We start from the raw sequence: 24,211 nt of genomic DNA, 5'->3' as shown, positions 1-24,211 counted from the left end.
TCGATCCATGCCTGCAACAGAAACACCGGATCCGGTACTCGAACCAGATGCGAAGGCCCGCAACCGCTTCTTCGACTGGATGCGCGACCTCGACGTGCCACGCCAGCCTGGCTGGATCGGTGGGGTCTGCGCCGGGATCGCCCAGCGCATCGGCATCGACGCTGTCATCGTGCGCGGCATCGTCGTGGTGGTCGGCGTGCTCGGAGGGCCGGTATTCCTCCTCTACGCGGTGGCCTGGCTGCTGCTGCCCGACCTCGAGAACCGCATCCACCTCGAGCGGATGCTGCGTGGCGTCTTCGACCGGGCGATGCTCGGAATAGTCGCCATCTTCCTCATCGGCTTCCTGCCGGTAGCGCAGGGCTTCTGGGCCCTCGCTCTGTCTTATTGGCCCTACAGCGACTCGGGCATCGCCGCTGTCGGGCGCTCGCTGTGGACTCTCTTGCTCATCGGCGTCGGCATCTGGTTCGCCATATGGTTCGTGCGGCGTGCACATCGAGCACGCACGATGGTTCCGGAGACGATTCCCGCGACGACGGACGACCGCCCCGACACGGTTCCCGACCTGCCAGAGGATGCGCTCGCGTCGGATGCCGCTCTCCTCACCCTCGGCTCGACAGCGGTCGAGGAGCCGGTCGCGCCGCCTGTGCAGCCGGCGTTCGGAGCCCAGGAGGACGAGCTCGCGGCCTGGCGTGAGCAGCAGGCCGAGTGGAGAAGCCAGCACGACGCGTGGAAACGGCAGCAGGCGGCATCCCAACGCGAACTGCGGATGCAGCGATGGGCCGAAGCCCGCGAACGCTCAGCGGCCAATGCTGTCGCCTGGGCCGAGCGGCGACGCCAATATCGTCGTGCCAATCCGCGGATACCGGCCGCCTATGTCGCCATCACGCTCGGAGCCGCCCTCGTCATTGGGGGCGCCGTCGCGGTGATGCTGACCGGCAACGGCGACTGGCTCGGTGCCGAAGCCGTGGTCGGTCTCGGCGCCGCAACCCTCACTGTCGGTGCCGTGATCATCGTCGCTGGGGCGCTCCGCCGGCGCAGCGGGTTCCTGGGGTTCGTCGCGGTGGTCCTGGTGCTGGTCACCGTATTGACGGCATTCGTGCCGCGGGATCGAGAGCTGTTGCCCGCAGTCGCTTATACCCGCCCTCTCTCAGAGCCTGGGCGATATGCGCAGGTGATCGGCAGCATTTATCTGACCGACGATGGTCGTGGAGCGAGGGACGGAGAGGTCATCGACATCTGGCAGGGAAGTGGCACCATCACAATCGACGTGCCGACGACCATGACAGTGCACGTCGAGGCGACGATGCGAGAGGGTAACCTGCAGAAAACGCACTACGTCAACAAGAACGATGGCAGCGTGGAGGTGAAACTCGACCCGACGACATCAACCATGCTTGCCACCGGCGAGAAGCTCTATCGCACAACCGTCGGATCCGGTGGCAGGGATGTGACGGTAAGAATCTGGCAGGGCAACGGCACCGTGAATCTGGCAGCCCAGCCGCCCATCACCACCGACGGAGGAGCGACACAGTGAGCGACACCGAAATGATTCCCGTAGCCTCCGATGCATCCCTGGCGAAGCCGCGCATCCGCTGGGGTGCGATCGCCTGGGGTCTGATCGCGATCGCGATCGCGGTGACGGTGATGGTGATCGTCGGCTCCGCTGACAACCGCCTCGCTTTCGTGGCCTGGATGTCGCGGCTCACGCCCGCGAGCTTCGGACTGCTGGCGGCCTTCGTGGTGGGCGGCCTGGTGCTGCTGCTCGGACTCCTCGCGGTGCTCCGCCGAGGTTCCGCCTCCCGCTAGCCGGTGAGTTGCGGAGTGCGCATCCACCGATCGGTTGATGCAGTTCCAGCCGATACACCGTTGTCGCACCGACCGGCGTGCGCGCACTATGAGTGCATGACATCCTCCGAGTCGCACGTGAGCGTGCGCGACCTTCGCAAGCAGTACGGCAGTTTCGCCGCCCTCGACGGCGTGAGTTTCGATATTCAGCGCGGGGAGACCTTCGCGCTCCTCGGCCCGAACGGTGCAGGTAAGAGCACCACCATCGAGATCCTCGAAGGCTATCGCGATCGCACGAGTGGAGAGGCGAGCGTGCTCGGCATCGACCCGCAACATGGCGGTCTCGGTTGGAAAGCCCGCCTCGGCATCGTTCTGCAATCGAGTGGCGAGAGCGGCAATGTCTCCGTCAGGGAGCAGCTCGCGCATTTCGCCGGCTTCTACCCCAACCCGCGCGACGTGGACGAGGTCATCGCAGCCGTCGGCCTGACCGATAAGGCGAAGACCCGTATCAAATCCCTGAGCGGCGGCCAACGTCGTAGGGTCGATGTCGCGCTCGGGGTGATCGGGCGGCCGGAGCTGCTGTTCCTCGACGAGCCGACCACCGGATTCGACCCGGAGGCCCGACGCGAATTCTGGGAGCTGATCCGTTCGCTCAAACGTGAGGGCACCACCATCCTGCTCACCACCCACTATCTCGACGAGGCCGCGCAGCTCAGCGACAGGGCCGGGGTGATCGCGAGCGGCAAGCTCATCGACATCGGCACGATCGACGAGATCGGTGACGCGGATGCCCGCACCCCCGTAGTCCGCTGGCACGACCAGAACGGTCGGCACGAGGAACGCACCACCGAACCCGCCGGCCTCGTCGCGCGACTCTACGCGGAGACCGGAACCGAGCCGAGCGGCCTGGAGATCATCCGGCCGAGCCTCGAAGACGTGTATCTCGAACTGGTGGGTGCACACGATGCTTCGACAGGCTTGTCTAATGAAACAGGCTCAGCAAACACGACAGCCGCAGCAAAGGAACTCGCATGAACGCCATCGCACTCGGCCTGAGCCGCGCCCGCTACGAGACCCGCATCTATTTCCGCCAGGGCGACACCATCTTCTTTACCTTCCTTTTTCCGATAGTGATGCTGTCGATCTTCTCCGTCGCCTTCAGTGCGGCCGGCAATTTCGGTACCAATCCGGACGGCTCGGGCGGCATCAGCGCCGCGGCCTTCTACGTGCCGGGCATGATCGCTGCCGGCATCCTGCTGAGCGGCGTGCAGAACCTCGCCGTCGACATCGCGGTGGAACGCGGCGACGGCACGCTCAAGCGTCTCGGTGGCACGCCGCTTCCTGTCGTCTCGTATTTCATCGGCAAGTTCGGCCAGGTGTTCCTCACCTCCCTCGCCCAGATCGTGCTGCTGCTGCTCATCGCGCGCTTCGCCTTCAACGTTGCGCTGCCGACCGACGGCGGCAGGTGGCTGACCTTCGTCTGGGTATACCTGCTCGGCATTACGACCTCCGCGGTTCTGGGGATCGCGCTGTCGCGTATCCCGCGCTCCGGCAAGAGCGCGACAGCCGTGATCATCCCGATCGTGCTCGTACTGCAGTTCATCAGCGGGGTGTACCTGCAGTTCTCACAGTTGCCGACCTGGTTGCAGAATGTGGCATCCGTATTTCCGCTGAAGTGGATGGCCCAGGGCATGCGCTCGGTCTTCCTGCCGGAGTCGTTCGCCAAGGTCGAGCAGAACGGTACATGGGATCTCGGACTCGTCGCCCTGGTACTGGCGATCTGGCTGGTCGGCGGACTCGTCGCCGCGCGCTTCACCTTCCGGTGGATCCGTAAGGACTCCTGAACACATCGCACGGATCGAATGGGAAGCTAGGACTGTGAGCGGCAATCGCTGGTGGGACGTGTTCGTCGGAACGGCCATCGTCGTGCTCGCACTGCTCGCCGGACTGACCTTCGCCCCGACGGAAGGCCAGCGGATCGGCGCATGGGTAACGCTCGGAGTTCTCACTCTCGCCTACCTGACGATGGGCCGCACGGCGTTGAGAACAGGACGGTTCGCCGTTCCGTTCTCGCTGCTGCTCATCGTCGCTTCCGGTGTGGTCGTCGGATGCTCGCCGAAAACTGCCGTCATCCAGGCGATCAGTTTTCCGCTCATCTGGACTCTCATCGAATCGACCCGGTTTGCGATCGTCGCAAACGTCGCCCTCGCCCTCGCCGTGAGCGCCGGATTTATCGTCAGCCTCGGTGCGACCGCGGACAACTATCTTCAGACCGCGGTGATCGAAAGCATCTCGCTCGTCGGCAGTCTCGCCCTCGGCCTGTGGATCAGCCGCATTGCGGAGCTGAGCAATGAGCGCAAACTGTTGCTCGAGGAACTGACCGCCGCCCAACAGCAGCTCAGCGCGCTCAGCCGCGACTCGGGCGTGATGAGCGAACGTGAGCGGCTCGCCCGCGAGATCCACGACACGATCGCGCAGAGCCTCACCGGCGTCGTGATGCTGTCGCAGCGAGCGCAGCGCGAACTGGCCGGCGGCAACCTCGCGCCCCTTGCCGAGCAGCTCGAACTGCTCGAGGAAAGCGCGCGGGATGCCCTGGTCGAGACCCGTTCTCTGGTGGCGGCGAGCGCACCGATCGAACTCGGCGCCGGCATCGCGCCAGCCCTCGAACGACTCGCAGCACGTTTTCAGCGCGAAACCGGCATCGCCGTCAGCGTGAGGGCGGATGCCGCTGCCGACCTCGATCGCGACACCGAGGTCGTGCTGCTCAGGAGCGCACAGGAGGCCCTCGCGAATGTGCGCAAACACTCGGGCGCTGTCAGCGCGAGCCTCGACCTCCACACGCTGGACGGGCGAACAACTCTCACGGCGCGCGACGACGGTGACGGGTTCGACCCCACGACGCCGACTTCAGGCTTTGGCCTGCCCGGTATGCGCGACAGGCTCGCACTGGTCGGCGGCGGCCTGGAGATAGTGAGCGCCCCGGGTTCTGGCACCACGCTCAAGGTCTCGCTTCCTCTGGTCGTGACCACGTGATCCGGGTGCTCGTCGCCGACGACCACCCCATCGTGCGCAGCGGAATCGTCGCACTGCTGGAGGCAGCGCCGGATATCGAGGTAGTAGGCGAGGCTGCCAACGGCGCGCAGGCCGTCTCGCTCGCCGCGGAGCTCACGCCCGACCTGGTGCTGATGGACCTGCGGATGCCCGTACTCGACGGGGACGAGGCGACCGCCAGGATCCTCGCCGACCATCCGGACATCCGCATCGTCGTGTTGACCACCTATGAGACTGACGAGAACATCCTCACCGCGATCGAAGCGGGTGCGAGCGGCTACCTGCTCAAGGCGGCGCCGCAGGAGGAAATACTGGCCGGCATCCGCTCGGTCGCCCGTGGTGAGGTCGCGCTCGCACCATCGATCGCCGCCTTGCTCGTGCGCAGGGTGAAGAAACCCCCGACCGCGACGCTGAGCGAACGGGAGACCCAGGTGCTCGCCCTGGTCGCCAGGGGCAACAGCAATCCGTCGATCGCAAAGGCGCTGTTCCTCAGCGAGGCCACGGTCAAAACGCATCTGCTGCACGTCTTCGAGAAGCTGGGTGTGGGCGACCGCACGCGTGCGGTCACCCTCGCGATGGAGCTTGGCCTCCTGCCTCGCTGATCGCCGCTACGCGTTCTGCCGACGAAAGGTGCGCGTCCCGATCCAAATGCCTGCGACCACCAGAACGATCGTCCAGATCACGGCCCACAGCGTTCCGGCGGTCCAGACGCTTCCGACGAACAGGTCGCGAATGCCCTGCACGATGTGCTTGACCGGGATCACGTCCGAAAGCGTCTGCAGCCACTGTGGAGCGAGCGTCATCGGCAGCAGGATGCCACTGAGCAGCAGCAGCGGCAGCGAGACACCGTTCGCCACCGCGGCCAACGAGTCCTCGGTCTTCACCGTGAGGGCCAGGGCGTACCCGGCGGCAGCGATCGCCCCGGTGAGGATCAGGGCCAACACGTAGCCGAGGATGATGCCGAAACCGGATCCGGTCATCCCGAAGAGCAGTCCAAGACCGAGGAGTATCGCGCCCTGCACAGCGACCTGCAGCACATCGCGGAGTACTCGGCCGAGCAACAGCGCGGTGCGCGAGGCCGGGGTCACCCGCTCGGCTTCGATCACACCGTCGCGGTATTCGCCGATCAGCCCGAAGCCCACGAAGAGGGCGCCGAAGATGGCGAGCTGCACCAGCAGCCCCGGAACGAAGAGCGTGTAGGCGTTGGTGGTTCCGAGCTGTGCCGCGATCGGCTTGAGCAGCGGAGCGAAGAGAACGAGGTAGAGCACCGGCTGCAGCAGCCCGATGGCGACCCAGGCCGGCTCGCGCAGTGAGAGCCGCAGTTGGCGGCGGAAGACGATGGAGGTGTCGCGGAAGAAGGTCATGGCAGTCCTTAGGCGTTTTCGCGCAGTGAGCGCCCAGTCATGGTGAGGAAGACATCGTCGAGAGTGGGGCGCCTGACCTCGATCGACTCGAGGGAGACACCGGATGCGTCGAGCGCTCGCAGCAGGTCGGGCATCGCCTTGCCGCCGTCGCGCACCCGAGCGCTCACCAGCAGGCCGTCGGTGGAGGTCTCGCCCTCCGCGACCCTGGACAGCGTGTTCGCCGCGGCGGCGGCATCCGCTACATCGTTGACGACCAGTGAGACCAGGTCGCCGGAGACGCCGCGCTTGAGTGCGTCGGGGGTGTCGCTCGCGACGATCACACCGCAGTCGATCACCAGGATGCGATCGCAGAGAGCGTCGGCCTCGTCGAGGTAGTGCGTGGTGAGGAAGACGGTGCTTCCGCGCTTTTCTCGGAGGTCGGAGATGTGCATCCAGAGGTTGGCGCGAGCCTGCGGGTCGAGACCCGTGGTCGGCTCATCAAGGAAGACGAGCCGCGGGTCGTGCACGAGACCCATTGCAATGTCGAGGCGTCGACGCTGTCCCCCGCTGAGGGTCTTCGTTTTGCGCAGCCACATGCCGTCGAGATCGAGCTGGTCGAAAAGCTCCTGGCCGCGATCCGTCGCCTGTTTCTGGGAGACGCCGTAGAGCATCCCGTGCGAGACAATCTCCTCGCCTGCGATCGCGTTGCTGCTGGTCGAGCCGCTCTGCGAGACGTAGCCGATGCTCTGGCGCACGGCCACCGGATCGGCCAGCAGGTCGTGACCGGCGACTGTCGCACTGCCGGAGGTGGGCTTCAGCAGCGTCGTGAGCATCCGCAGTGTCGTGGTCTTTCCTGCGCCGTTCGGGCCGAGGAAGCCCACGATCTCGCCCTCAGCCACGTCGATGTCGACACCGGCGACAGCCTTGACCTCTGACCTGTCTTTTCCGCGCTTAGTCTGGAATGTGCGCGCGAGTGCAGTTGCGTGAATCATCGCATCTCCTTGTTCAACATTGATTATTCAACTTTGAATATGGCAATGTCAAGTGCTGCCGCTCCCCCGACCGAAGTGACAAGAGTGCCAAATGAAGGCAGTGCCGCCCATTGTGAAGATGTGCGCCAATGATTCAGGGAGTCGAGGACCGTCGGTGCCTTCATTTGGCACTAACCGCAGTGCACGGACCGCGGATGCGGCACCGACGGCGAGGCACAGACGTCGGGCTACTGGTGTGGCCGTCCGGACTCCACGTCTGTGCGATCCAGCTGCGCGAGATAGGCCGCTTGCTCGGCGACCATCTCCCAGCCGGGATCGTTCGCCAGCGGTTTCCATTCGTTCATCCCGCTCTCCCCGCTGAAGATCATCTCGCCGGCGCGAAGTCGTTCGATGAAGGACTGCACCCAGGCAGCCTCCGCCTCGCCCAGCACGGCGGCCATCCCGACGAGGGGTGCGACGTGAGGCGGCGCGCTTCCGGTCTCCTCGAGTATCCGCACCTTCTCCCTCGTCTGGTCAGCGCTTTCCCTCAAACTCGCGACCCTCTCGCTAAGCAGCCCGATCACGTCCTGACGAGTGAAGAAAGGAACCATGAGACTCAGCGCCGCATAGACGGTCGTCTGGTCGAAAGGCAGCACGGTGGTGAGACCACGGCGGATGAGCTGCAGCAGTTCTCTACGGCCTGCTTCGGTCGTCGAATACACGGCGACGGGTCTCGCGCCCTCGTGATGCACGAGGTCGGCTCTATCGAGCATCCTTTGCTTGGTGAGGGTGGTCAGCATCGAATAGATCGATCCGGGGTTCACGTTCGCCCAGGTCTCGATCTGCCAGGAGAGCAGCTCACGTCGCAGCTGATAGCCGTTCACCGGCTCGAAGAGCTGGGCCGCGCCAAGCACCAGAATGCGGGTCGTGTCAGAGGAAGACATGCCCCGATTCTAAATCGTCACACGTGAACACCAACGAGAATCGGCTCCGGCTGCAGGATGACGCCGAAGGCTCCGAGCACCCGCGTCTGCAGGTAGCGCGCGAGTTCGGCGATCTCCGCAGCTGTCGCTCCCCCGGTGTTCACCAGTGCGAGACTGTGTTTGCTCGACACGGCTGCACGCGAACCCGGCAGGCTGAATCCGCGGGTGACCCCGGCGTGCTCGATCAGCCAGGCCGCGCTGAGCTTGATACGGCGATCTGTCGCGGATGCGCGCGCCGGCAGGTCCTGCGGCCGGTAGGCATCGAGCAGGCTCACCACTGGTTCAGCCTCGTTCGACTCGATCGGCCAGCGCGGGGCGTCCGCGGAAAGCTCCCGGGCGAACTCCGCGCTCACGATCGGGTTGGTGAAGAAGGATCCGGCGCTCACCGAATCGGGGTCGGCCGCATCGAGCAGCATTCCCTTCGCAGCCCGCAGCGCGAGAACGGCGTCGCGCACCTGCGACAGCGGCAGGCGATCGCCGAGCCTGGCGCCGAGAGCGGTCGCGAGCTGCGGATAGGCGATCGGGTCGCTGAGGGCATCCGCGTTCTCGGTGAGCCGCAGTTCGATCGAGACGACGAGCCCACGCCGTCCATTCTTGAGTGCCGAGGTGCGATAACCGAGTTCGAGTTCTTCCGCGGGCAGCCGGTGTAGCTCGCCACTGAGATAGTCGAGAAACTCGACGGCGACGAGGCTCGAGTCGAGCTCCTGTCCGTAGGCGCCGATGTTCTGAATCGGGGCGGCACCGCTTGACCCGGGAATTCCGGAGAGCGCCTCGATGCCTGCCCACCCGTGGTCGACAGCGTAGGCGACGAGCTCGTCCCATGGCTCGCCAGCCTGCACTTTCAGGCACACGGTTCCCGCTTCGCCGTCAAGGCGCTCGATGCCACGTGTCACCACGCGGATGACGCTGCCGTCGAAGCCGTCGTCGGCCACGACCACGTTCGAGCCTCCGCCGAGCACGAGCCAGTCGTCGCCGGTCGCCCAGACCCTGAGCGTGGTCTCAACGAGTTCCGCGGCATCCGTCGGGGCGAGAAGTTCGGCGGCCGGCCCTCCGACACGGAGCGTCGTGAGTTGCGACAGATCCACGGCTAGTCCAGGCTCACGCGAACCTGCGCCTTGCCGAGCACCGTCTCGCCCCCGAAAGTGACGGTGAGGTCGATGCGGGCGATACCCGCTTCGATATCGATAGTTCCCACCTTCGCGACCACGTTGACCGTCGCGCCCTCGGCTGCATCGACCGGCACAGGCCGGGTAAAACGCACCTGGTAGTCGACGATCTTCGCCGGGTCACCCACCCAGTCGATCACGGGTTGCACGGCGATGCCCATGGTGAGCATCCCGTGCGCGAGCACCCCGGGCAGCCCGACGGACTGCGCGACATCGTCGCGATAGTGAATCGGGTTGAAGTCCCCGGATGCCCCCGCATAGCGCACGAGAGAGTCGCGCGTCAGCCGAAACTCGGCCTCCGCCACCACCTCGCCCACGCTGATCGAGTCTGTCGAGATCATGCGTCCCCCCTCACCACGAGCGTCGAGATCGCAGTCACGACATGGGCTCCGGCGGCATCCACGATGCTCGATTCGGCAGTGACCATGGAGTGACCGCCGAGCGATTTGGCGCTCGCGACGGTGAGCGTGGCGGTGAGTTCGTCGCCGGCCACGATCGGGCGGGTGGAGGTGAAGCGCTGCTCGCCGTGCACAACACGGGAGAAGTCGATGCCCGCATCCGGTTCTGAGAGCAGTTGGTGGAGGGTGAGTTCCTGAATGACCACGGCGAAGGTTGGCGGTGCGACGACGTCGGCGTACCCTGCAGCCCTGGCTGCGGCGACATCGGTGTTGATCGGATTCGTCGCGAAGACGGCCCGTGAGAATTCACGGATCTTCTCGCGGCCGACGAGATACGGCTCGGTGGGCGGAAAGACACGCCCCTGTAGTTCAGAGTTCACTGGCACCATCCGAGTTTAACGACAAAGCCCCGGTGGCCTGCTGGCCGTCCGGGGCTTTGTGGGAATCCTACGGACTCCTTCAGTACTGCGTGCCTACTGACAGCTGTCGCACTGCAGGTCGTCCATCGGGTCGACGGGAACTGCGTAGCCGCCGACGAAGTCGTTGTCGTTGTCCATTCGGACCTCCGTAAGTCTCTAGTTATTGATCTAAATCCGTTTGCCCCCACGTCACCGGATGTTCAGCCGGCGCCGTCGTGAGTTCCCACTATATAACCCGAATGACACTCCTGTCATTCCACTACATCTAGTGTTTCGGCGTGTCGCCAACTTTTTTTAAGATAGGGCGCACCTCCGACATTCCAGGGCAGAAACGGGTCAAATAGACCGGCTGTGCGGCTCGCCCGTTATCCAAATGAGACTTTTGGCCTATAGTCCACTACTCTGATCGGATGCCTTCTCTACCCGCGAAGCTCGGAGCCATTCTTGGCGCCGGGGCACTTGTCGCGACGATCGCCATTCCCGCCTATGCGAGCGTGCAGACGACAGAGGTTGCACAGCCCCAGTCGACCGACGTGCAGACGGTCGCTCTTGCCTCGACGGTGACGGTGTCCGCGCCGACCCGGGATGGTTATGCGGTGACCGCTCCGCAGCCGGTGATTGTCGCCAGGACTGCGTCATTCGCTTCGGTGAAGTCAATTAATAGGTACACCGGCATCGCGCCGCCCGCGCAGGCTTACAGTGGCGCCGCACTTATCGCCTACGCCGCACAGTTCGTCGGGGTCGTTCCCTACGGCATGGGAAACAGCCCAACCACGAGTTTCTCCTGCGACGGTTACACCCAATACGTGTTCGCCGGCTTCGGCATCAGCCTGCCGCGCGGCGCCGACCATCAAGCTCGTCTCGGCGTGCAGATCGGCCAGGCGCAGGCGGTTGCGGGAGACCTGGTCTACTGGCCGGGGCAGCACATCGGAATCTACGACGGCGCTGGCGGCATGTACAACTCGCCCAACTGGGGCCGCTACGTCGAGCATGTGGGCAGTCTCTGGGGCAGCCCGCAGTTCATCCGCCTGAAGGTCTAGCCTCTTTTCGCAGAACGCTACACCCAGTTAGACCACTCCACCAGGCAGGACCGCTTCCGAAGTCGCATACTGGATTGATGGGCAAATACTGGTTAACGCGACGGCCCGTCCGCGAACGGGTCGATACCGATGGGGGCTTGAGGGTATCCCCAGACGGTCCGGCCTAGCGGCGAGTTCAACACGATGTGGCCGACCTCTCTGGGAGTTGAAAGCTCTCGGGGGTTTCTAGAGGTCCAAGCAAGGTTTTCGAGCTCGTATGTTGGGTCCCGTAGGTTGGTGTGCCCAACTAGCCGAGTCCTCGAGCGGTCGGTGCCATCCGTTAGCCGGTGGGCCGAGGTCGCAGCGAGTCAACGAGCAGATCTAGCAGCCGGTGGATCTGTGCTTCGGCACCAGTTGACCCGGTCGAGAGAAAAATTCCTAGCAGCATCGTCGTGACGTCGTCAGCCGGGATGTTCGTGCGCAGTGTGCCCGAGCGCGCACCTTCTTCCAGGTACGAAGCGATCACGGCGGTTATACGCTCGCGTGTTGTCGGCGTCGCCATCCTTCCCGTGGCCCAGCCTGCTCGAAGGGTATTGATAATTCCACGTTTATGTTCGGCGAATTGGGCGTATCGGTTCATCCACTCACGCAGCGCGACGTCGGCCGGCAAGGTAATCGACCGCTGGAGTGAGTGGGAAATTAGCTGATCCAGTTCGGCCGAATATACGGACTCGATGAGAGCCTCGCGAGTAGGGAAGTGGCGATACAGTGTGCCGATGCCGAGCTCGGCGTCCCGCGCGATCGACTCGAGGGGAACGGAATCGTCTGCGGAGGCGAAGGCGGCTTGCGCGGTCGCAATCAGTTTTTCGCGATTTCGTAGAGCATCAGCGCGAAGGGGAGGAGATTTCTTCGCTTTCTCAAGCTGCGGATCAGGAGATCTAGCGTCAGCGGGACTCGAAATGGAGGTACCTCCGTTAAGTGCTATCGTTGAAGGACGGAGGAACCTCCGTTTGATCGATCTTCGCACATCAGTAGGAGAAAAAATTGACTTCCAACCCCTCCTCGACTACCGCCACCGGCGCACCGCGCGCGGGCGGCGCCGGACAACTCGGTGACCGCAGCGTTTCTCGAGTGGGCTACGGCGCCATGCAACTCGAACGCCTGCACGGAGACCGTCCGGCCGCTATCGCCCTGCTGCGCCGAGCCGTAGAACTCGGCGTCGACCACGTTGACACCGCCGAGTTTTACGGTGACGGGTTTGTCAACGGACTCATCCGGGAGTCGATTCATCCTGAAGACGGTGTGGTCGTGGTGAGCAAGGTCGGAGCGGATCCCGCCTCTGGCCCCATCCCTCTTCGGCCGGCGCAGCGTCCTGAGCAGTTGCGAGCCAGCGTCGAAGCGAATTTGCGCAGTCTTGGTGTGGATCGACTGGCCGTGGTCAACCTGAGGCGCCTCGACAGCGGCCCAGGGCTTCGCGCCGACGGAGACCAGGTCGTCGACCTCGATGACCAGCTCGCGGAAATGGTAGCCATGCGCGATGAAGGAATGATCGACGCGATCGGCCTGAGCAGTGCAGACCTTGACGGGCTGCGCCGAGCCATCCCGGCCGGGATCGTCTGCGTCCAGAACGCCTACAGTCTGGTTGCACGCGCCGACGAGGACATGCTGGCTCTCTGCGCCTCCGAGGGCATCGCCTGGGTGCCTTACTTTCCACTCGGCAGCGCCTTTCCCGGAATGCCGAAGGTGACAGAAGCGCCCACCGTTCGCGCCGTAGCCGAGACTCTCGGCTGCACTCCGTCGCAGGTCGGCCTTGCCTGGCTTCTCCAACACTCCCCCGAAGTGCTGCTCATCCCCGGCACGGCAGATATCAGCCACCTCGAGGCGAACGTCGCCGCAGGCTCGCTCGCCCTTGATGAAGAAAGCCTCGTCGCGCTTGGCGCAGTGCCGTCCCGCTCTGCAGACGTTCCGCTTGGCTGAGGGGAGTCCGACAAGTGTTGAACACAGAAGAGATGAACAGAACCAGCGAAGAGTTGACACGCAACCTGTCACTGTCGGGGCTGACCGCGACGCAAGCCGCCACCGACCTCGGCTTTAGTGAGCCGCGACTGAGCTCATGTCTGGCAGTTGACGGGCAGGCCGACCCGGTGGAGGTGTGGCAGTTGCGCGACTACCTTGACCAAGCCGTGCGTGATGCCGGCAGTAGGCCGGTGCTGTTCACTGTTCTGACCGAAAAGTCTCGGAACAAGGCTCGACTCTGGTTTCGGATGCGCAAGACTCCTCGACATACGTTTCCGGCATCCTGATCTACCAACACGGGGCGGTTGGGAAATGACTCGGTACGGCGGGACCTATCGCAATCGTGTCGGATGGTTCACGATCGTTCGGAGGGATTCTCTGAGCGCTGTTGCCGCCTCGGGCGAGAGTGAGCCGAGCAACGTATGCTCGGCTTGATTGCTTGCCAGAACGCCGTTCTCCAATGTGTTGTTGCCCTTGTCGGTGAGTTCGACGATGTTACGACGTCGGTCATCGGAGTGGGGGTGCCGGGACACGATCCCTTTCCCCTCCAACATATCGAGCAGGGCGACCATCGTGGTGCGATCGACACCGAGGCGCTCAGCAAGTTGCTGTTGCGAGGTCGGCTCACCGCCGGCAATTGCGATCAGAACGGCCAGTTCGCGGCTATTGATCCCGATTGGAGCAAGCGCCCGGTCGTTCAGGTTCTCCATCTGCGCCTGCGTGCGCTTAAGCAGGTAGATCAAGCGGCTCGCCAGTTCTGAGTTCTGCGCGTTCGACATCGTCAAACTATAACGCTAGTGTGATCATCAGGATTGCTGATGATCACCAGTAGCCGCATTTTGATGCAGAAGGAGATTTCATGACGGACAAGCCTGTTGCTGTGATTACAGGAGCGAATCAGGGAATCGGACTCCAAGTCGCCAAAGAACTGGTGGCCAAAGGGTTCATTGGGTTGGTTGGATCTCGCGACCTGGCGCGTGGCGAGATCGCAGCCACACAGATCGGGCCGGATGCCGTCGCCCTCCAGCTCGACGTCACAGACCAGGCCTCGATTGCCGCAGCGGCCGCCCGCATTCGGTCAGAGTTTGGCCGCCTCGACGTCCTCGTCAACAACGCCGGTATTTCACACACCTCACGGCGACCGGGGGAGACCCTCGAGGAATTCAACAAGACGAATCTGGCGAGTAACGTCTCGCTCGACGAGTTGCGCGCGGTATTTGAGACGAATGTTTTCGGTGTTGTTGCTGTGTTCCAGGCGATGCTGCCACTCCTGCTCGAGGCGCCCGCGGCACGTGTTGTGAACGTCTCGAGCGGCGCAGGCTCGTTAACAATGCAATTCGAACCCAGATTTTCCCCACCGTGCCGGCTTCCGCCCGATGTATCACGGGTCCAAGACGGCTCTGAACGCCATGACTGTCGCTATGGCGATAGAACTGGAATCGACAGGAATCAAAGTCAATGCCGCCTCCCCGGGACCCACCAAGACTTACCTCAACAACTTCGAAGGAGTCGAGACCGTCGAGCAAGGAGCGCGCGAAATAGTGCGCCTCGCCCTGATCGGGCCGGATGGGCCAACCGGTACGTTCTCCCATGCAGATCTGGGTACGATCCCTTGGTAGAGATCTGGCAAGCAAGAAACCCATGGTCAACTCTGATTGCCCTTCGGAAGACCACATCTCCGCCAGTGAAGGTGCCGATAATTATCGTCCCTCGTGAGATAAGGATCTCTTCATGATCGACCCAAGAACCTATTCGGCTGGCCTCCCGGTCAGCGCCCCGACGCCAGTGGTTTCCTTCAACCCGGTGACCATTCCTGTGCCTGGCCGCCCCATAGCGCTACAGCTGAAAGTCTCCGCGCCGGCCACCGGGGATGCCCTGCCCGTGGTTGTGCTCTCGCATGGCCACGGCTCCTCGAACTTCCTCGCCTCGAAGTACGGCTATGGGCCAATCGTGGAATTCCTTGCAGCACACGGATTCGTCGTCATCCAGCCAACCCACTTGAGTTCAAAGATGCTCGCGCTGTCTCCCTCGGCAGACGCGCCGCTCTTTTGGAAGTCTCGCGGCGAGGACATCCGCCACATCATCGATCACCTCGGTGACATCGAGGCGACCGTTCCGGGCCTCGCCGGCCGGATAGATCATTCACGGATCGCGGCCGTTGGCCACTCGCTCGGCGGCCACACCGTCGGGTTGGTCTCCGGAATGACCACGACCACCCCAGACGGGTCCGTCGTAAACCTCCTCGACGAACGGATCACAGCTCGGGTGATGATCGCAGCTCCCGGACGCGGGGACGATCTCGCCGCAGCGGCCCTGGAACGGATGCCGGCCCTTGGCACAGTCAACTTCGACACGATGACACCACCGGTACTTGTCATCGTCGGCGGAAAGGACCACAGCCCGTTCTTCTCCGAACGATCCGACTGGCGCTCAGACGCCTACCTCGCCAGCCCCGGACCAAAGACACTTCTGACCGTCACTGGCGCCGAGCACCTGTTCGGTGGTATCTCAGGCTTCGATGCAGACGAGACCACCGACGAGAACCCGGAACGGGTCGCGCTGCTCCGGACCGTGATCTGGGCCTACCTCCGCAGCTCTCTCTACCCACAAGACCTTGCGTGGGAACAGGTAGTGAGGGCTGTTCAAGACTCCGCCACGCCATTCGCCCACGTTCACAGCAAAAAGTAACCCCTCACAAACAACACCGCCCCACACACAGGAGTACCTCAATGTCCCCACTTGCACTCGTCACTGGCGCTTCTTCAGGAATTGGCAAGGCCTTCGCTGAGCGCCTCGCCGCCGACGGCTACGACCTCATCGTGGTGGGGCGGCGCCGAGATCGCCTCGCCGCCCTGGCAGCGTCGCTTCCGGAAGTAGAAGTGCAGGTCGTCGTCGCCGACCTCTCCACGATGGAGGGAGTGGAGAGGGTTGCTGGCCTTGCCACGTCTCAGCCCGTCAGCATGCTGGTGAACAACGCGGGTGTCGCCCACTACATGCCCTTCGAAGAACTCCCTGCGAGCAAGGCACTCGAGCTCACACACGTGAAAGTCATCGCGCCAACGATGCTGACCCGAGCTGCAGTGCCCGGGATGATCGAACGAGGAACAGGAACCATCATCAATGTCGCTGGCATGATCGCATTCGCCGGACCGGCACCCGCATCCCCGCCACAGGGCCGCCGCGCCATCTACGCCGGAACCCTCGCCTACACCGTCGCCATGGCCCAGACGCTGCACGCCGAACTCGCCGACACTGGGGTGAACGTCCACGTCGTGTGCCCCGGCATCGTCGCCACAGAATTCCACACAGTGCAAGGAATGGACCTCTCCGCGGTACCGCGAATGGCTGCCGAAGATGTCGTCATTGCAGCGCTAGCGGGGATTGAAATGGGCGAAGTCGTCAGCGCTCCCGGCGTTGAGGACTACAGCCTTCTCGAGCGTGTCTTTGGCGCGGATGTCGACGCGTTCCACGGTCAGAGCCCTCACCTCGCGACTCGTTATCAGAAGAAAGTGGAGTAGCGGAAACGCACGGGCGAGGCCACGAGGAAGTCCACTATAGGAAGACAAGCGGGCTCGCTCATGGGTTGGCTCGCTCGCGCACGCAATGACCCAGCAATGAGAAATGTGAAGGAGAAGATGCATGGATGTCGATGGCAAAGTGATTGTGGTAACAGGGGCATCAAGCGGCATCGGTGAGGCAGCGGCGAAGTTGCTTGCCAGTAGAGGTGCACAAGTAGCGGTCGCAGCTCGTTCGCAGGACAAGCTCAATGAATTGGCTTCATCGCTGAAAGACGCGTTTGCCGTCACGGTTGACATGACCGACGAAGCATCAATCAAGAACATGATTCAGGAAACGTTGAACCACTACGGTCATATCGATGTTCTGGTCAACAATGCCGGTCAGAGCGTCATCGGTCCTGTTGCTGAGATCAATGTCGAGGACTTCACGACGATCATGGATCTCAACGTCTATGGTCCGCTCCGCGCTTTACAAGCCGTACTCCCTTCAATGAGGGAAAACGGTGGCGGGATGATCCTCAACATCAGCTCGAGAGTGTCGAAGATGACGATCCCCGGCATCGGCGCATACGCAGCCACAAAGTGCGCGCTGAACGGACTCATGCTGACTGCACGGAAAGAACTCGCAGAATCGAACATCATCGTGAGCGTCATGCACCCGGGCGCGACGCAAACCAACTTTGGCAAGAACGCGATCCGCAACACGGACACACCGTTCGGTGGCGGTAGCGGTCAGTCTGATACACCAGAGATGGTCGCCGAAAAGATCGCGGAGGCCATTGAGAGCGAAAAAGCAGAGCAGTACATGAGCGATGAGATCGAACAGGAATACGGTACGAAGAACTAGTCGGCAACTGTCCGTTTGAACGGTCCCGCCATTCATGCGGCTGCGACGACGAAGGTGCTGTATTGGGTGCGGTCCTAGGTCTTGAGCGGCTGCCTGCGAAAGTAGCGTTAGCGGTGGTCGAGTTCGCCACAATGATGCTCCCGGTGAATCCAGAGCGGATGAGTAAGCCGCTACGTAACGAGCTCGACGTCCTTCGTTCCGCGCGACGCGGCGATTACTGCGGCGTGTTCTCGCTCGACGATCAAACGGCGACTCTGCTTTATCGTCAGGATCGCGCGCCGCGCCGATGTCTACCGATGAGATTCAGACAGATCATGGCCGCGTGTGTGCAGGCTCTCCGGTGGCAAAGCTCCGTGTTTCCGGGCCTCTTCTGGGTGCAGCTTGAAGGCAATCTCCCCTCTCGGTGATTTCGGATTACCTGGTGCGGGCTAGACGCAGGTTGCAACACTGAGATTGACGACAAGGTGGTGGTGATGACTTCAAACTCGCTCATGTCACTCAGGTGGACGTGCTCAGCCAGGCAGTGGTTGAGCCTGGAAGTAGTCCGTCGTCGAGCGGCGCGCTAGAAAGCAATAAATCACCCTCCGGTAAAATTACAGGCGAGACTCCGAAATTGGTGATTGACACCCATCCGTTTGGTCGCCGAAACGCTAGCACCGTATCCGCAAACCCTGACGCACTACCCTGAAGCCACTCCAGGGACTCCTCGCTTTGAAGCTCGTGTCGCAGAGCAAGCGCACGTCGGTAAAGAGAAAGGGTGGACTCGGCGTCAACGTCCTGCGCCTCAACCGAAAGCTGACTAAACCACGTGGGTTGCGGTAAGTGCGCAGCGCCACTACTAAAGCCGAACGATGGGCCTGTCTCGGTCCAAGGCAGCGGTACTCGGCAACCGTCACGACCCATATCGGCACCCGGGTTGCGGTGGAACGCAGGGTCTTGACGTCTCGAAGCCGGAATTCTGGCGACTTCGTTCAGGCCGAGCTCTTCGCCCTGATATAGGTACGATGAGCCCGGCAAAGCTAGCTCGAACAGCGTAGCGGCACGGGCCCGACGCAGGCCCAACTCGGAATCAAGGATCGGCTCCTCGCCTCCGGCCAGTAGCCATTCGCGACCCTGCTTAACTGGGCGCCCTTCGAGCGGAGGCAAGCCATACCGGGTCGCGTGGCGCACAACGTCGTGGTTCGACAGTACCCAAGTTGTCGAGGAACCCGACTCGGCGGCGAGCTCAAGGTTGAATGTCACGATGCGTCGGAACGCCTCGGCTTCGAAGTCCGCCTCGAGTAGGTCAAAGTTAAAGGCCTGACCGAGACCCTTAGCACTAGCGTAGCGAGCGCGACGCGACGACTCCACCCATGCCTCAGCGACTGCTGTACGAGGTGGGTCATAGGCATTAAAGACTTCGCGCCACTCTGCATAGATGGCGTGCACATCGTCGCGGTCCCACAAGGGATGTAAACCGTCCCTTGGCATAGCATCGAGTTCGACCTGCGACGGCAATTCCGACGGCAATTCTTTAGCCAGGCCGTGGGCGACGTCAATGCGGAAGCCATCAACCCCGCGATCCGCCCAGAACCTCAGAGTGCGCAAAAAATCATTGCGCACCTCCCGGTTTTTCCAGTTGAGGTCGGGCTGCTCTGTCGCAAAGTAGTGCAAGTACCACTGGCCATCACCAACGGCGGCCCATGCTGGACCGCCAAATACGGAGGTCCAGTCGGCGGGCGGCAACTGCCCGTTCTCGCCGAGCCCATCGAGAAATATATAACGACCACGCGCAGCAGAACCTTTAGGCGACACGATCGCCTCTCGAAACCACTCGTGCCGGTTCGAGGTGTGATTCGGCACTATGTCAACGATAAGGCGAATACCCGCAGCATGCAGCGCGGCAACCATTTCGTCAAAATCGCTGAGCGTGCCAAGTTTGGCGTCGACGTTACGGTGATCGTCGACGTCGTAGCCGCCATCGACCAATGCCGATGGGTAAAATGGGCTGATCCAGACTGCATCAACCCCAAGATCATGTAGGTACGGCACCTTTGTGGTGACACCGGCAAGGTCACCGATTCCATCGCCGTTCGAATCGGCAAATGAGCGCGGATAAATTTGGTACACGGCGGCCTGGCGCCACCAGACGTCTCCATCCGAACGGTCCGCAATGTCGGGGTCAGTATTGGACAAGTTAGTCATGGTGCCTTTCGATTACTGTGCGCCACTGTCCGTCAGTAGTGACGAGCTGGAGCGCGCTGACCGCCGTGGACAGAGGTGCGGTTACCCGAACCGCGGGGCAGCGATCCTCTTTCACATCGCTCTACCCCGACGACACGCCCTCCTGCACGGCTAACTACTCTGCAGACTCATCGCGGTAGGTGGCGAGACGCATCGTTGCCGTGGCGCTGTGCGCGGCCATCCCCTCGGAATCGGAGATGATCTGCACTGCGTTTGCGAGTTCGGGTGTGGCCTCACGGGAGATGCGCTGATAGGTGAGCGGCTTGAGGAAGCGCGACACCGAGAGCCCGGCGCTGTGCTTGGCGCCACCGGCCGTGGGCAGCACGTGGTTCGTACCCGCCATACCCTTATCTGAGTACGCGACCGTGCTCCAATGGCCCAGAAAGATCGATCCGTAGTTGCGGAGGGCATCGTGGTACCAGTCGTCGTCTGCGGTCAGAACCTCAAGGTGCTCCGGGGCAAGGTCGTCCATGAGCGCGACGGCCGTCTCGCGGTCGTTCGCCACGGTCACCACCCCGAAGTCGCGCCAAGCCGGACCGGCGATCGGCTCGGTCACCAGACCAGCTAGCTGACGCTCCACCGCTTCGATCACAGCTCGACCCTGCTTCTCCGACGTCGTAACGAGCGCGGCAGGCGAATTAGGACCGTGCTCAGCCTGACCCAGCAGGTCTGCAGCGACGATCTCGGGATCTGCCGTCTCGTCGGAGATAACGGCTACCTCCGAGGGGCCAGCCAGCAGGTCGATCGCAACGGCACCGAAGAGCTGACGTTTCGCCTCGGCGACGTAGGCATTGCCGGCCCCCACCAGCATGTCGATGGGAAGCTCCCCCAGCAGGCCATAAACCATAGCAGCGAGCGCCTGGACACCGCCGAGCACGAACACGCTGTCGACGCCAGAAAGATGCGCTGCGTACACAACGGCGTCGTTCGCGCCGCCATTCGGCTGCGGTGGCGTACAGGCGATCACCGTGGGAACACCGGCCGCCTTAGCAACGCCCACGGTCATGAAAGCGCTGGCGGTCAAGGGGAAGCGACCGGCGGGAAGGTAGGCGCCTACTCGCGAGACGGGCACGTAGCGGGCACCGGTGATAAGGCCGGGAACGAGCTCGGTCTCAAAGTCGAGGAGATGCGAGCGCTGCTCGGCCGCGAAGGCCGCGGTGCGCTCGGATCCCAGCTCGATGGCCTCGCGCAGGTCTGCCGGCAGGCGGTCGCCGCTCGTCGCGATCTGCTCGGCGCTGAGCTGGATGTCGCCGCCTTGGTAGTTGTCGAGCCGGCGGGCATAGTCGAGAATCGCGTCGATGCCACGGCTCTGGATGTCGGACAGCATGGACGATACGGTCGCGATGACGGCCGGGTCGCGTTGTGCGGCTGGAGCATTTATGAGCGGGGTCTTGAGGTGGCGGAAGGAGCCTTCGAGGCTCTGGAGGAGGGCGGGGCTGTATCGCATGACTGATAGCTAAGCTCGGCCTCTGCTACACCACAAGCCCAGTGGATACGATGCTTGCCATTGGGTTTACCATTGGGTTGTGACGATCGTCCAGCTCGCGGCGTTTCTCGCCGCATTCCGGTGCGGTTCCTTCACCGCCGCGGCCGTCGAACTCGATTCGACCCAGGCGTCAGTCTCGGAACTCGTGGCTCGGCTGGAGCGCGAGTTGGGCGTCCGGCTCTTCACCCGCGGCGCCCGGCGACTCACCCCCACAGAAGCGGCGGCCGCCCTGCGCCAGCACGCCGAGCTTGCCCTGAGCGCGATAGCCAACGGCATCGAGACCATTGCCGCCATCAACTCCCTCGAAGGTGGGACCTGCACGTTCGGAGTGCTGCGCAACGCCGCCTACTATGATTTGTCCGACCTGGTGCAGCGGTTCCACCGCCAGCACCCGAACGTGAAGGTGCGACTGGTCGGTCTCAACTCCGCGCTCGTCGCCGAGTCGATCGCCGCGGGCGAGATCGAGGCGGGACTGCTCGTACTGCCGGTGGACGAGGCTGGCCTGCGCATCACCCCGCTATTTCGCGACGAGGTGCTCTACGCTTCCACCCATCGTTCGCCGAGCGATGGCCCCGTGAGCATCGGCGAGGTGGCCCGGGCGAAGCTCGTTCTTTACGACGCCTACGCGGGGTGGAGCGATCCCACCCGCCGGCAACTGCTCGAGCGCGCCCGTGTGCAGGGCATCACTATTGACCCCGCCATCGAGGTCGAGCACGTCGAGACCGCCCTGAGCCTCGTGGCGACGGGCGCCGCCGACACCATCGTGTCGCGCACGATCGCTGAGTCGTCGACATTTCCGTCAGACATCGACGTGACGCCCTTCGCGGATCCGCTCTACGACACGATTGCCCTGGCCCAGCGAGAGGGCGCCTACCTCTCCCCCGCGACGCAGCGCCTGGCGGAGCTGGCCGAGCGCACGCTTCTGGCTGCTGTCGGCGATCACGTGGGTCGCTCGCAAGCGCACTGACCGCTCAGTCGTTACCTCTCAATACAAGTGGGGCCGTCGGTCGCCGAAGAGATCGTTGTGAGGCGGGAGCGACTTGTCCCCGCGCGCACGAAAGGCGAGAGTGGCGACGGCGCAGCCATATGCATCGGGCACGGCGGCCAGCCAACCATCGTCGTTGATGATCGCGGTCCCCTCCGTCCACTCCACGCCGCGCTCGGTGCCCGATCTGTCGGCGATGACCGTGGCGAGGCGGGAGGAGCGCGCCGCCGCCATCGCCTGGATGGTCTCCGGGGGCCGCTCGCCGTCTGGTCGCGGTACGCGCGGCCAGTTCACCGGCAGCGCGAGCATGTCGGCGCCACACAGCGCGAGCCGGCGGGGCACCTCGGGAAATTCGTTGTCGTAGCAGATGGCAACGGCCAGGCGGCCGAAGGGAACCTCGAAGATCGCCCCGGCACTATCTCCGCTCTCGAATAGCAGGGCCTCGGCACCCCACAAGTGTGATTTGCGGTAGTCGCCGATTCGTCGATCGCGGGTGAACACCGCGGCTGTGTTGTAGAGGTGCTGTCCCGCGCGTTCGGCATAACCGACGACGGCCGTGACCCCTGGCACTAGAGCCGAGGCGAGGTCGGCCCACGCGGGGTCGTCGCGGGCGATGGATGCCTTGGCGGCTTCACCGCGCTCGGTGAAGACATAGCCGCTGGTGGCGAGTTCGGGAAGCACGATGAGTTCGGCGTCGTCGGCGACGGCACTTTCGAGCGCAGCCCGGATGCGCTCAACGTTGCTCGCGACCTCGCCCAGGCGAATCTTAGGCGAGGTCGCGGCGACGCGTAGTGACCAGGTCATACCGGGTGGCGAGGCGATCGGATCAGTCGTCTTCGGTGGCGGTGACCATTACTCCGACGGGAGCGAGGTAGCCATTCGGGTCGATCATCCAGTCGGCTTGGCGGGCCGCCTCCACAACCTCGGGGGCCCAGTCGAGGTAGACCCGGTCGTCTCCCCCGTTGATCACGAGAAGCTCGCCCGAGCCCGTCTCGCCAGCCTCAACGCAGCGGAACTCGCGCCAGCTGCCTTCGGGTACCGAGAACGAGTCTGCCGGTCCGAGCTCGACTGTCGTCGCCGGGTGGCCGTTCAGCGTGATCTCCCACCGGCCCGACTTCACCAGTATCGCCTGCGTGCGGTCGTGGCGGTGGCGCAGTAGCCCTTCGCCCGCCGCGGCGCGAATCCAGGCGACGTTGAAGGAGTGTGGTTCGTGGATGCGCGGTACCTGGCGGCGGTCCTGTGTCATGCCGTAGCCGATCACCAGGCTGAGCTCGCCGCCGCCGCCGGGAAGCGCGGCGCACAGCACCGCATTGCGGCTGTAGACGCGGTCGCCGGTCTGCACCACGCGGGTGCGCAACTCCTCGACCGAATAGTCAGTGAGCTCGTCGATGTAGCGCTGCTGCATCGGCGTGATGAGCGGAACGTTCTCAGGGACGACATCGCCGGCGACGGTGTCGATGAGCTGGTTGTCGGCGGTGAGGTGCAGGCCGTATGACTCTGCCTCCTTGAGCACCGACGGGCCCCAGATGATGCCGCCGGGAGCGTCTCGACCCAGCACCGTGTAGAGGATTCCCTCATCCGGGCCCTCATTGGTGAAGCCGCGGAAGATCCAGGTAGGGATCGAGATGATGTCGCCGTCGGTACTGATGTATTCGCCCTGTTTACCGTCGACGCCCCAGCGCAGCCGGAATTCGCCGCCCAGGTTGATGAAGACCTCTGCGGTGAAGTGCAGATGGAGGTTGTTGGAGATTCCGTTCGGCATGCCGGCCGCCCCGGTGTTGAAGCCGTGGTTCTCGGTAAGGTTGACGACCTGGCTCGCGTTCTGAGAGACCCCCGCCCCGATGAATGCGTAGTTTTCTTTTCTGTCCGATCCCGGGGTGCGGCAATCGATGAATGCCGAGTTGCAGGGGACCCAGTCGCTCTTGCGAATCGTGCGGCGTTCCACTTCGGCCTGATCGATGATCACATCAGTGCGCATTATTCTTCTTCTTTCCGTACCTA

At 63.3% G+C, this 24,211-nt stretch carries 26 protein-coding genes and 1 pseudogene; 15 read left to right on the top strand and 12 right to left on the bottom strand.

What is annotated here, in order from left to right:
- Positions 1 to 7: 7 nt before the first annotated feature.
- The 6 genes from ABIB56_RS05265 to ABIB56_RS05240 all read left to right on the top strand — a co-directional run bounded on the left by ABIB56_RS05265 (position 8) and on the right by ABIB56_RS05240 (position 5,438).
- The gene (locus ABIB56_RS05265) at positions 8 to 1,534 is read left to right on the top strand and encodes a PspC domain-containing protein (protein ID WP_354567962.1); all 1,527 of its coding nucleotides are present in this window, start codon (positions 8 to 10) and stop codon (positions 1,532 to 1,534) included.
- Positions 1,531 to 1,806 carry a hypothetical protein gene (locus ABIB56_RS05260; RefSeq protein ID WP_354567960.1) on the top strand — a complete coding sequence of 92 codons (276 nt, stop codon included), beginning with the start codon at positions 1,531 to 1,533 and terminating at the stop codon, positions 1,804 to 1,806. The genes ABIB56_RS05265 and ABIB56_RS05260 overlap by 4 nt, the downstream gene beginning before the upstream one ends.
- Positions 1,807 to 1,902: 96 nt before the next feature.
- Positions 1,903 to 2,820: an ABC transporter ATP-binding protein gene (locus ABIB56_RS05255; protein ID WP_354567959.1), complete on the top strand. Its 918-nt coding sequence runs from the start codon at positions 1,903 to 1,905 to the stop codon at positions 2,818 to 2,820.
- The gene (locus ABIB56_RS05250) at positions 2,817 to 3,629 is read left to right on the top strand and encodes an ABC transporter permease (protein ID WP_354567958.1); all 813 of its coding nucleotides are present in this window, start codon (positions 2,817 to 2,819) and stop codon (positions 3,627 to 3,629) included. Before ABIB56_RS05255 ends, ABIB56_RS05250 begins: the two co-directional genes overlap by 4 nt.
- A 34-nt stretch (positions 3,630 to 3,663) precedes the next feature.
- Positions 3,664 to 4,818 carry a sensor histidine kinase gene (locus ABIB56_RS05245; RefSeq protein WP_354567957.1) on the top strand — a complete coding sequence of 385 codons (1,155 nt, stop codon included), beginning with the start codon at positions 3,664 to 3,666 and terminating at the stop codon, positions 4,816 to 4,818.
- The gene (locus tag ABIB56_RS05240; RefSeq protein ID WP_354567955.1) at positions 4,815 to 5,438 is read left to right on the top strand and encodes a response regulator; all 624 of its coding nucleotides are present in this window, start codon (positions 4,815 to 4,817) and stop codon (positions 5,436 to 5,438) included. The genes ABIB56_RS05245 and ABIB56_RS05240 overlap by 4 nt, the downstream gene beginning before the upstream one ends.
- 6 nt (positions 5,439 to 5,444) lie before the next feature.
- Here ABIB56_RS05240 and ABIB56_RS05235 read toward each other — a convergent pair whose 3' ends face one another.
- The 6 genes from ABIB56_RS05235 to ABIB56_RS05210 form a co-directional block, all read right to left on the bottom strand.
- The gene (locus ABIB56_RS05235) at positions 5,445 to 6,200 is read right to left on the bottom strand and encodes an ABC transporter permease (protein WP_354567954.1); all 756 of its coding nucleotides are present in this window, start codon (positions 6,198 to 6,200) and stop codon (positions 5,445 to 5,447) included.
- 8 nt (positions 6,201 to 6,208) lie between these two features.
- On the bottom strand, positions 6,209 to 7,171 hold the full coding sequence (locus tag ABIB56_RS05230) for an ATP-binding cassette domain-containing protein (protein WP_354567953.1): 963 nt from the start codon (positions 7,169 to 7,171) through the stop codon (positions 6,209 to 6,211).
- Positions 7,172 to 7,398: 227 nt separating this feature from the next.
- On the bottom strand, positions 7,399 to 8,094 hold the full coding sequence (locus ABIB56_RS05225) for a PadR family transcriptional regulator (RefSeq protein ID WP_354567951.1): 696 nt from the start codon (positions 8,092 to 8,094) through the stop codon (positions 7,399 to 7,401).
- A gap of 17 nt (positions 8,095 to 8,111) precedes the next feature.
- On the bottom strand, positions 8,112 to 9,218 hold the full coding sequence (locus ABIB56_RS05220) for a UDP-N-acetylmuramate dehydrogenase (protein ID WP_354567950.1): 1,107 nt from the start codon (positions 9,216 to 9,218) through the stop codon (positions 8,112 to 8,114).
- A gap of 2 nt (positions 9,219 to 9,220) precedes the next feature.
- The gene (locus ABIB56_RS05215) at positions 9,221 to 9,640 is read right to left on the bottom strand and encodes a MaoC family dehydratase (protein WP_354567949.1); all 420 of its coding nucleotides are present in this window, start codon (positions 9,638 to 9,640) and stop codon (positions 9,221 to 9,223) included.
- Positions 9,637 to 10,083 (bottom strand): FAS1-like dehydratase domain-containing protein, encoded by a 447-nt coding sequence (locus tag ABIB56_RS05210; RefSeq protein WP_354567948.1) that lies wholly within the window; start codon positions 10,081 to 10,083, stop codon positions 9,637 to 9,639. Before ABIB56_RS05210 ends, ABIB56_RS05215 begins: the two co-directional genes overlap by 4 nt.
- Positions 10,084 to 10,526: 443 nt before the next feature.
- Here ABIB56_RS05210 and ABIB56_RS05205 point away from each other — a divergent pair, with 443 nt between their 5' ends.
- Positions 10,527 to 11,156 (top strand): C40 family peptidase, encoded by a 630-nt coding sequence (locus tag ABIB56_RS05205; protein WP_354567947.1) that lies wholly within the window; start codon positions 10,527 to 10,529, stop codon positions 11,154 to 11,156.
- Between the two features lie 319 nt (positions 11,157 to 11,475).
- Here the strand turns inward: ABIB56_RS05205 and ABIB56_RS05200 are convergent, their stop codons facing one another.
- Entirely contained in the window at positions 11,476 to 12,162 is a 687-nt protein-coding gene (locus ABIB56_RS05200) for a TetR/AcrR family transcriptional regulator (RefSeq protein ID WP_354567946.1), read from the bottom strand.
- A gap of 17 nt (positions 12,163 to 12,179) precedes the next feature.
- On the opposite strand from ABIB56_RS05200, the gene ABIB56_RS05195 reads away from it, so the two are divergent.
- A complete protein-coding gene (locus tag ABIB56_RS05195; RefSeq protein WP_354567945.1) occupies positions 12,180 to 13,112 on the top strand; it encodes an aldo/keto reductase in 933 nt (310 codons plus the stop codon).
- Between the two features lie 14 nt (positions 13,113 to 13,126).
- Positions 13,127 to 13,438, top strand: coding sequence for a DUF2316 family protein (locus ABIB56_RS05190; RefSeq protein ID WP_354567944.1), 312 nt, complete (start codon positions 13,127 to 13,129; stop codon positions 13,436 to 13,438).
- Positions 13,439 to 13,483: 45 nt separating this feature from the next.
- Here ABIB56_RS05190 and ABIB56_RS05185 read toward each other — a convergent pair whose 3' ends face one another.
- Positions 13,484 to 13,930, bottom strand: a complete 447-nt coding sequence (locus tag ABIB56_RS05185; RefSeq protein ID WP_354567943.1) for a MarR family winged helix-turn-helix transcriptional regulator — start codon at positions 13,928 to 13,930, stop codon at positions 13,484 to 13,486.
- Positions 13,931 to 14,010: 80 nt separating this feature from the next.
- Here ABIB56_RS05185 and ABIB56_RS05180 point away from each other — a divergent pair.
- From ABIB56_RS05180 to ABIB56_RS05160, 5 genes and pseudogenes are all read left to right on the top strand, one after another.
- Positions 14,011 to 14,424 (top strand): annotated as a pseudogene (locus tag ABIB56_RS05180) (SDR family NAD(P)-dependent oxidoreductase); the annotation flags it as partial.
- A gap of 148 nt (positions 14,425 to 14,572) precedes the next feature.
- Positions 14,573 to 14,770 carry a Rossmann-fold NAD(P)-binding domain-containing protein gene (locus ABIB56_RS05175; RefSeq protein ID WP_354567941.1) on the top strand — a complete coding sequence of 66 codons (198 nt, stop codon included), beginning with the start codon at positions 14,573 to 14,575 and terminating at the stop codon, positions 14,768 to 14,770.
- 112 nt (positions 14,771 to 14,882) lie between these two features.
- A complete protein-coding gene (locus ABIB56_RS05170) occupies positions 14,883 to 15,839 on the top strand; it encodes an alpha/beta hydrolase family protein (protein WP_354567939.1) in 957 nt (318 codons plus the stop codon).
- A gap of 41 nt (positions 15,840 to 15,880) precedes the next feature.
- A complete protein-coding gene (locus ABIB56_RS05165; protein WP_354567938.1) occupies positions 15,881 to 16,669 on the top strand; it encodes an SDR family NAD(P)-dependent oxidoreductase in 789 nt (262 codons plus the stop codon).
- A 121-nt stretch (positions 16,670 to 16,790) separates the two neighbouring features.
- Positions 16,791 to 17,516, top strand: coding sequence for an SDR family NAD(P)-dependent oxidoreductase (locus ABIB56_RS05160; protein ID WP_354567937.1), 726 nt, complete (start codon positions 16,791 to 16,793; stop codon positions 17,514 to 17,516).
- Between the two features lie 498 nt (positions 17,517 to 18,014).
- Here the strand turns inward: ABIB56_RS05160 and ABIB56_RS05155 are convergent, their stop codons facing one another.
- Positions 18,015 to 19,700 carry a glycoside hydrolase family 13 protein gene (locus tag ABIB56_RS05155; RefSeq protein ID WP_354567936.1) on the bottom strand — a complete coding sequence of 562 codons (1,686 nt, stop codon included), beginning with the start codon at positions 19,698 to 19,700 and terminating at the stop codon, positions 18,015 to 18,017.
- Between the two features lie 154 nt (positions 19,701 to 19,854).
- Positions 19,855 to 21,186 (bottom strand): histidinol dehydrogenase, encoded by a 1,332-nt coding sequence (gene hisD, locus ABIB56_RS05150; RefSeq protein WP_354567935.1) that lies wholly within the window; start codon positions 21,184 to 21,186, stop codon positions 19,855 to 19,857.
- A 79-nt stretch (positions 21,187 to 21,265) separates the two neighbouring features.
- Between hisD and ABIB56_RS05145 the strand changes: the two genes are divergently transcribed.
- Positions 21,266 to 22,192 carry a LysR family transcriptional regulator gene (locus ABIB56_RS05145; RefSeq protein ID WP_354567933.1) on the top strand — a complete coding sequence of 309 codons (927 nt, stop codon included), beginning with the start codon at positions 21,266 to 21,268 and terminating at the stop codon, positions 22,190 to 22,192.
- A gap of 18 nt (positions 22,193 to 22,210) precedes the next feature.
- Here ABIB56_RS05145 and ABIB56_RS05140 read toward each other — a convergent pair whose 3' ends face one another.
- The gene (locus ABIB56_RS05140) at positions 22,211 to 23,014 is read right to left on the bottom strand and encodes a nitrilase-related carbon-nitrogen hydrolase (RefSeq protein ID WP_354567932.1); all 804 of its coding nucleotides are present in this window, start codon (positions 23,012 to 23,014) and stop codon (positions 22,211 to 22,213) included.
- Between the two features lie 22 nt (positions 23,015 to 23,036).
- Positions 23,037 to 24,188, bottom strand: a complete 1,152-nt coding sequence (locus ABIB56_RS05135) for a cupin domain-containing protein (protein ID WP_354567930.1) — start codon at positions 24,186 to 24,188, stop codon at positions 23,037 to 23,039.
- Positions 24,189 to 24,211 lie beyond the last annotated feature (23 nt).

Origin of the sequence: Glaciihabitans sp. UYNi722 (genome assembly GCF_040549465.1) — a bacterium.
GTDB lineage: Bacteria > Actinomycetota > Actinomycetes > Actinomycetales > Microbacteriaceae > Lacisediminihabitans.
Note: the sequence above shows the minus strand (reverse complement) of the source record. Positions and strands in the feature narration are given on the sequence as shown.

What these genes read in the sequence shown, in the direction of transcription:
- ABIB56_RS05265 (WP_354567962.1), top strand. Translation starts at nt 8, where the DNA reads ATGCCTGCAACAGAAACACCGGATCCGGTACTCGAACCAGATGCGAAG.
- ABIB56_RS05255 (WP_354567959.1), top strand. Translation starts at nt 1,903, where the DNA reads ATGACATCCTCCGAGTCGCACGTGAGCGTGCGCGACCTTCGCAAGCAG.
- ABIB56_RS05250 (WP_354567958.1), top strand. Translation starts at nt 2,817, where the DNA reads ATGAACGCCATCGCACTCGGCCTGAGCCGCGCCCGCTACGAGACCCGC.
- ABIB56_RS05235 (WP_354567954.1), bottom strand. Translation starts at nt 6,200, where the DNA reads ATGACCTTCTTCCGCGACACCTCCATCGTCTTCCGCCGCCAACTGCGG.
- ABIB56_RS05230 (WP_354567953.1), bottom strand. Translation starts at nt 7,171, where the DNA reads ATGATTCACGCAACTGCACTCGCGCGCACATTCCAGACTAAGCGCGGA.
- ABIB56_RS05225 (WP_354567951.1), bottom strand. Translation starts at nt 8,094, where the DNA reads ATGTCTTCCTCTGACACGACCCGCATTCTGGTGCTTGGCGCGGCCCAG.
- ABIB56_RS05215 (WP_354567949.1), bottom strand. Translation starts at nt 9,640, where the DNA reads ATGATCTCGACAGACTCGATCAGCGTGGGCGAGGTGGTGGCGGAGGCC.
- ABIB56_RS05205 (WP_354567947.1), top strand. Translation starts at nt 10,527, where the DNA reads ATGCCTTCTCTACCCGCGAAGCTCGGAGCCATTCTTGGCGCCGGGGCA.
- ABIB56_RS05185 (WP_354567943.1), bottom strand. Translation starts at nt 13,930, where the DNA reads ATGTCGAACGCGCAGAACTCAGAACTGGCGAGCCGCTTGATCTACCTG.
- ABIB56_RS05175 (WP_354567941.1), top strand. Translation starts at nt 14,573, where the DNA reads ATGGCGATAGAACTGGAATCGACAGGAATCAAAGTCAATGCCGCCTCC.
- ABIB56_RS05170 (WP_354567939.1), top strand. Translation starts at nt 14,883, where the DNA reads ATGATCGACCCAAGAACCTATTCGGCTGGCCTCCCGGTCAGCGCCCCG.
- ABIB56_RS05165 (WP_354567938.1), top strand. Translation starts at nt 15,881, where the DNA reads ATGTCCCCACTTGCACTCGTCACTGGCGCTTCTTCAGGAATTGGCAAG.
- ABIB56_RS05160 (WP_354567937.1), top strand. Translation starts at nt 16,791, where the DNA reads ATGGATGTCGATGGCAAAGTGATTGTGGTAACAGGGGCATCAAGCGGC.
- ABIB56_RS05155 (WP_354567936.1), bottom strand. Translation starts at nt 19,700, where the DNA reads ATGACTAACTTGTCCAATACTGACCCCGACATTGCGGACCGTTCGGAT.
- hisD (WP_354567935.1), bottom strand. Translation starts at nt 21,186, where the DNA reads ATGCGATACAGCCCCGCCCTCCTCCAGAGCCTCGAAGGCTCCTTCCGC.
- ABIB56_RS05140 (WP_354567932.1), bottom strand. Translation starts at nt 23,014, where the DNA reads ATGACCTGGTCACTACGCGTCGCCGCGACCTCGCCTAAGATTCGCCTG.
- ABIB56_RS05135 (WP_354567930.1), bottom strand. Translation starts at nt 24,188, where the DNA reads ATGCGCACTGATGTGATCATCGATCAGGCCGAAGTGGAACGCCGCACG.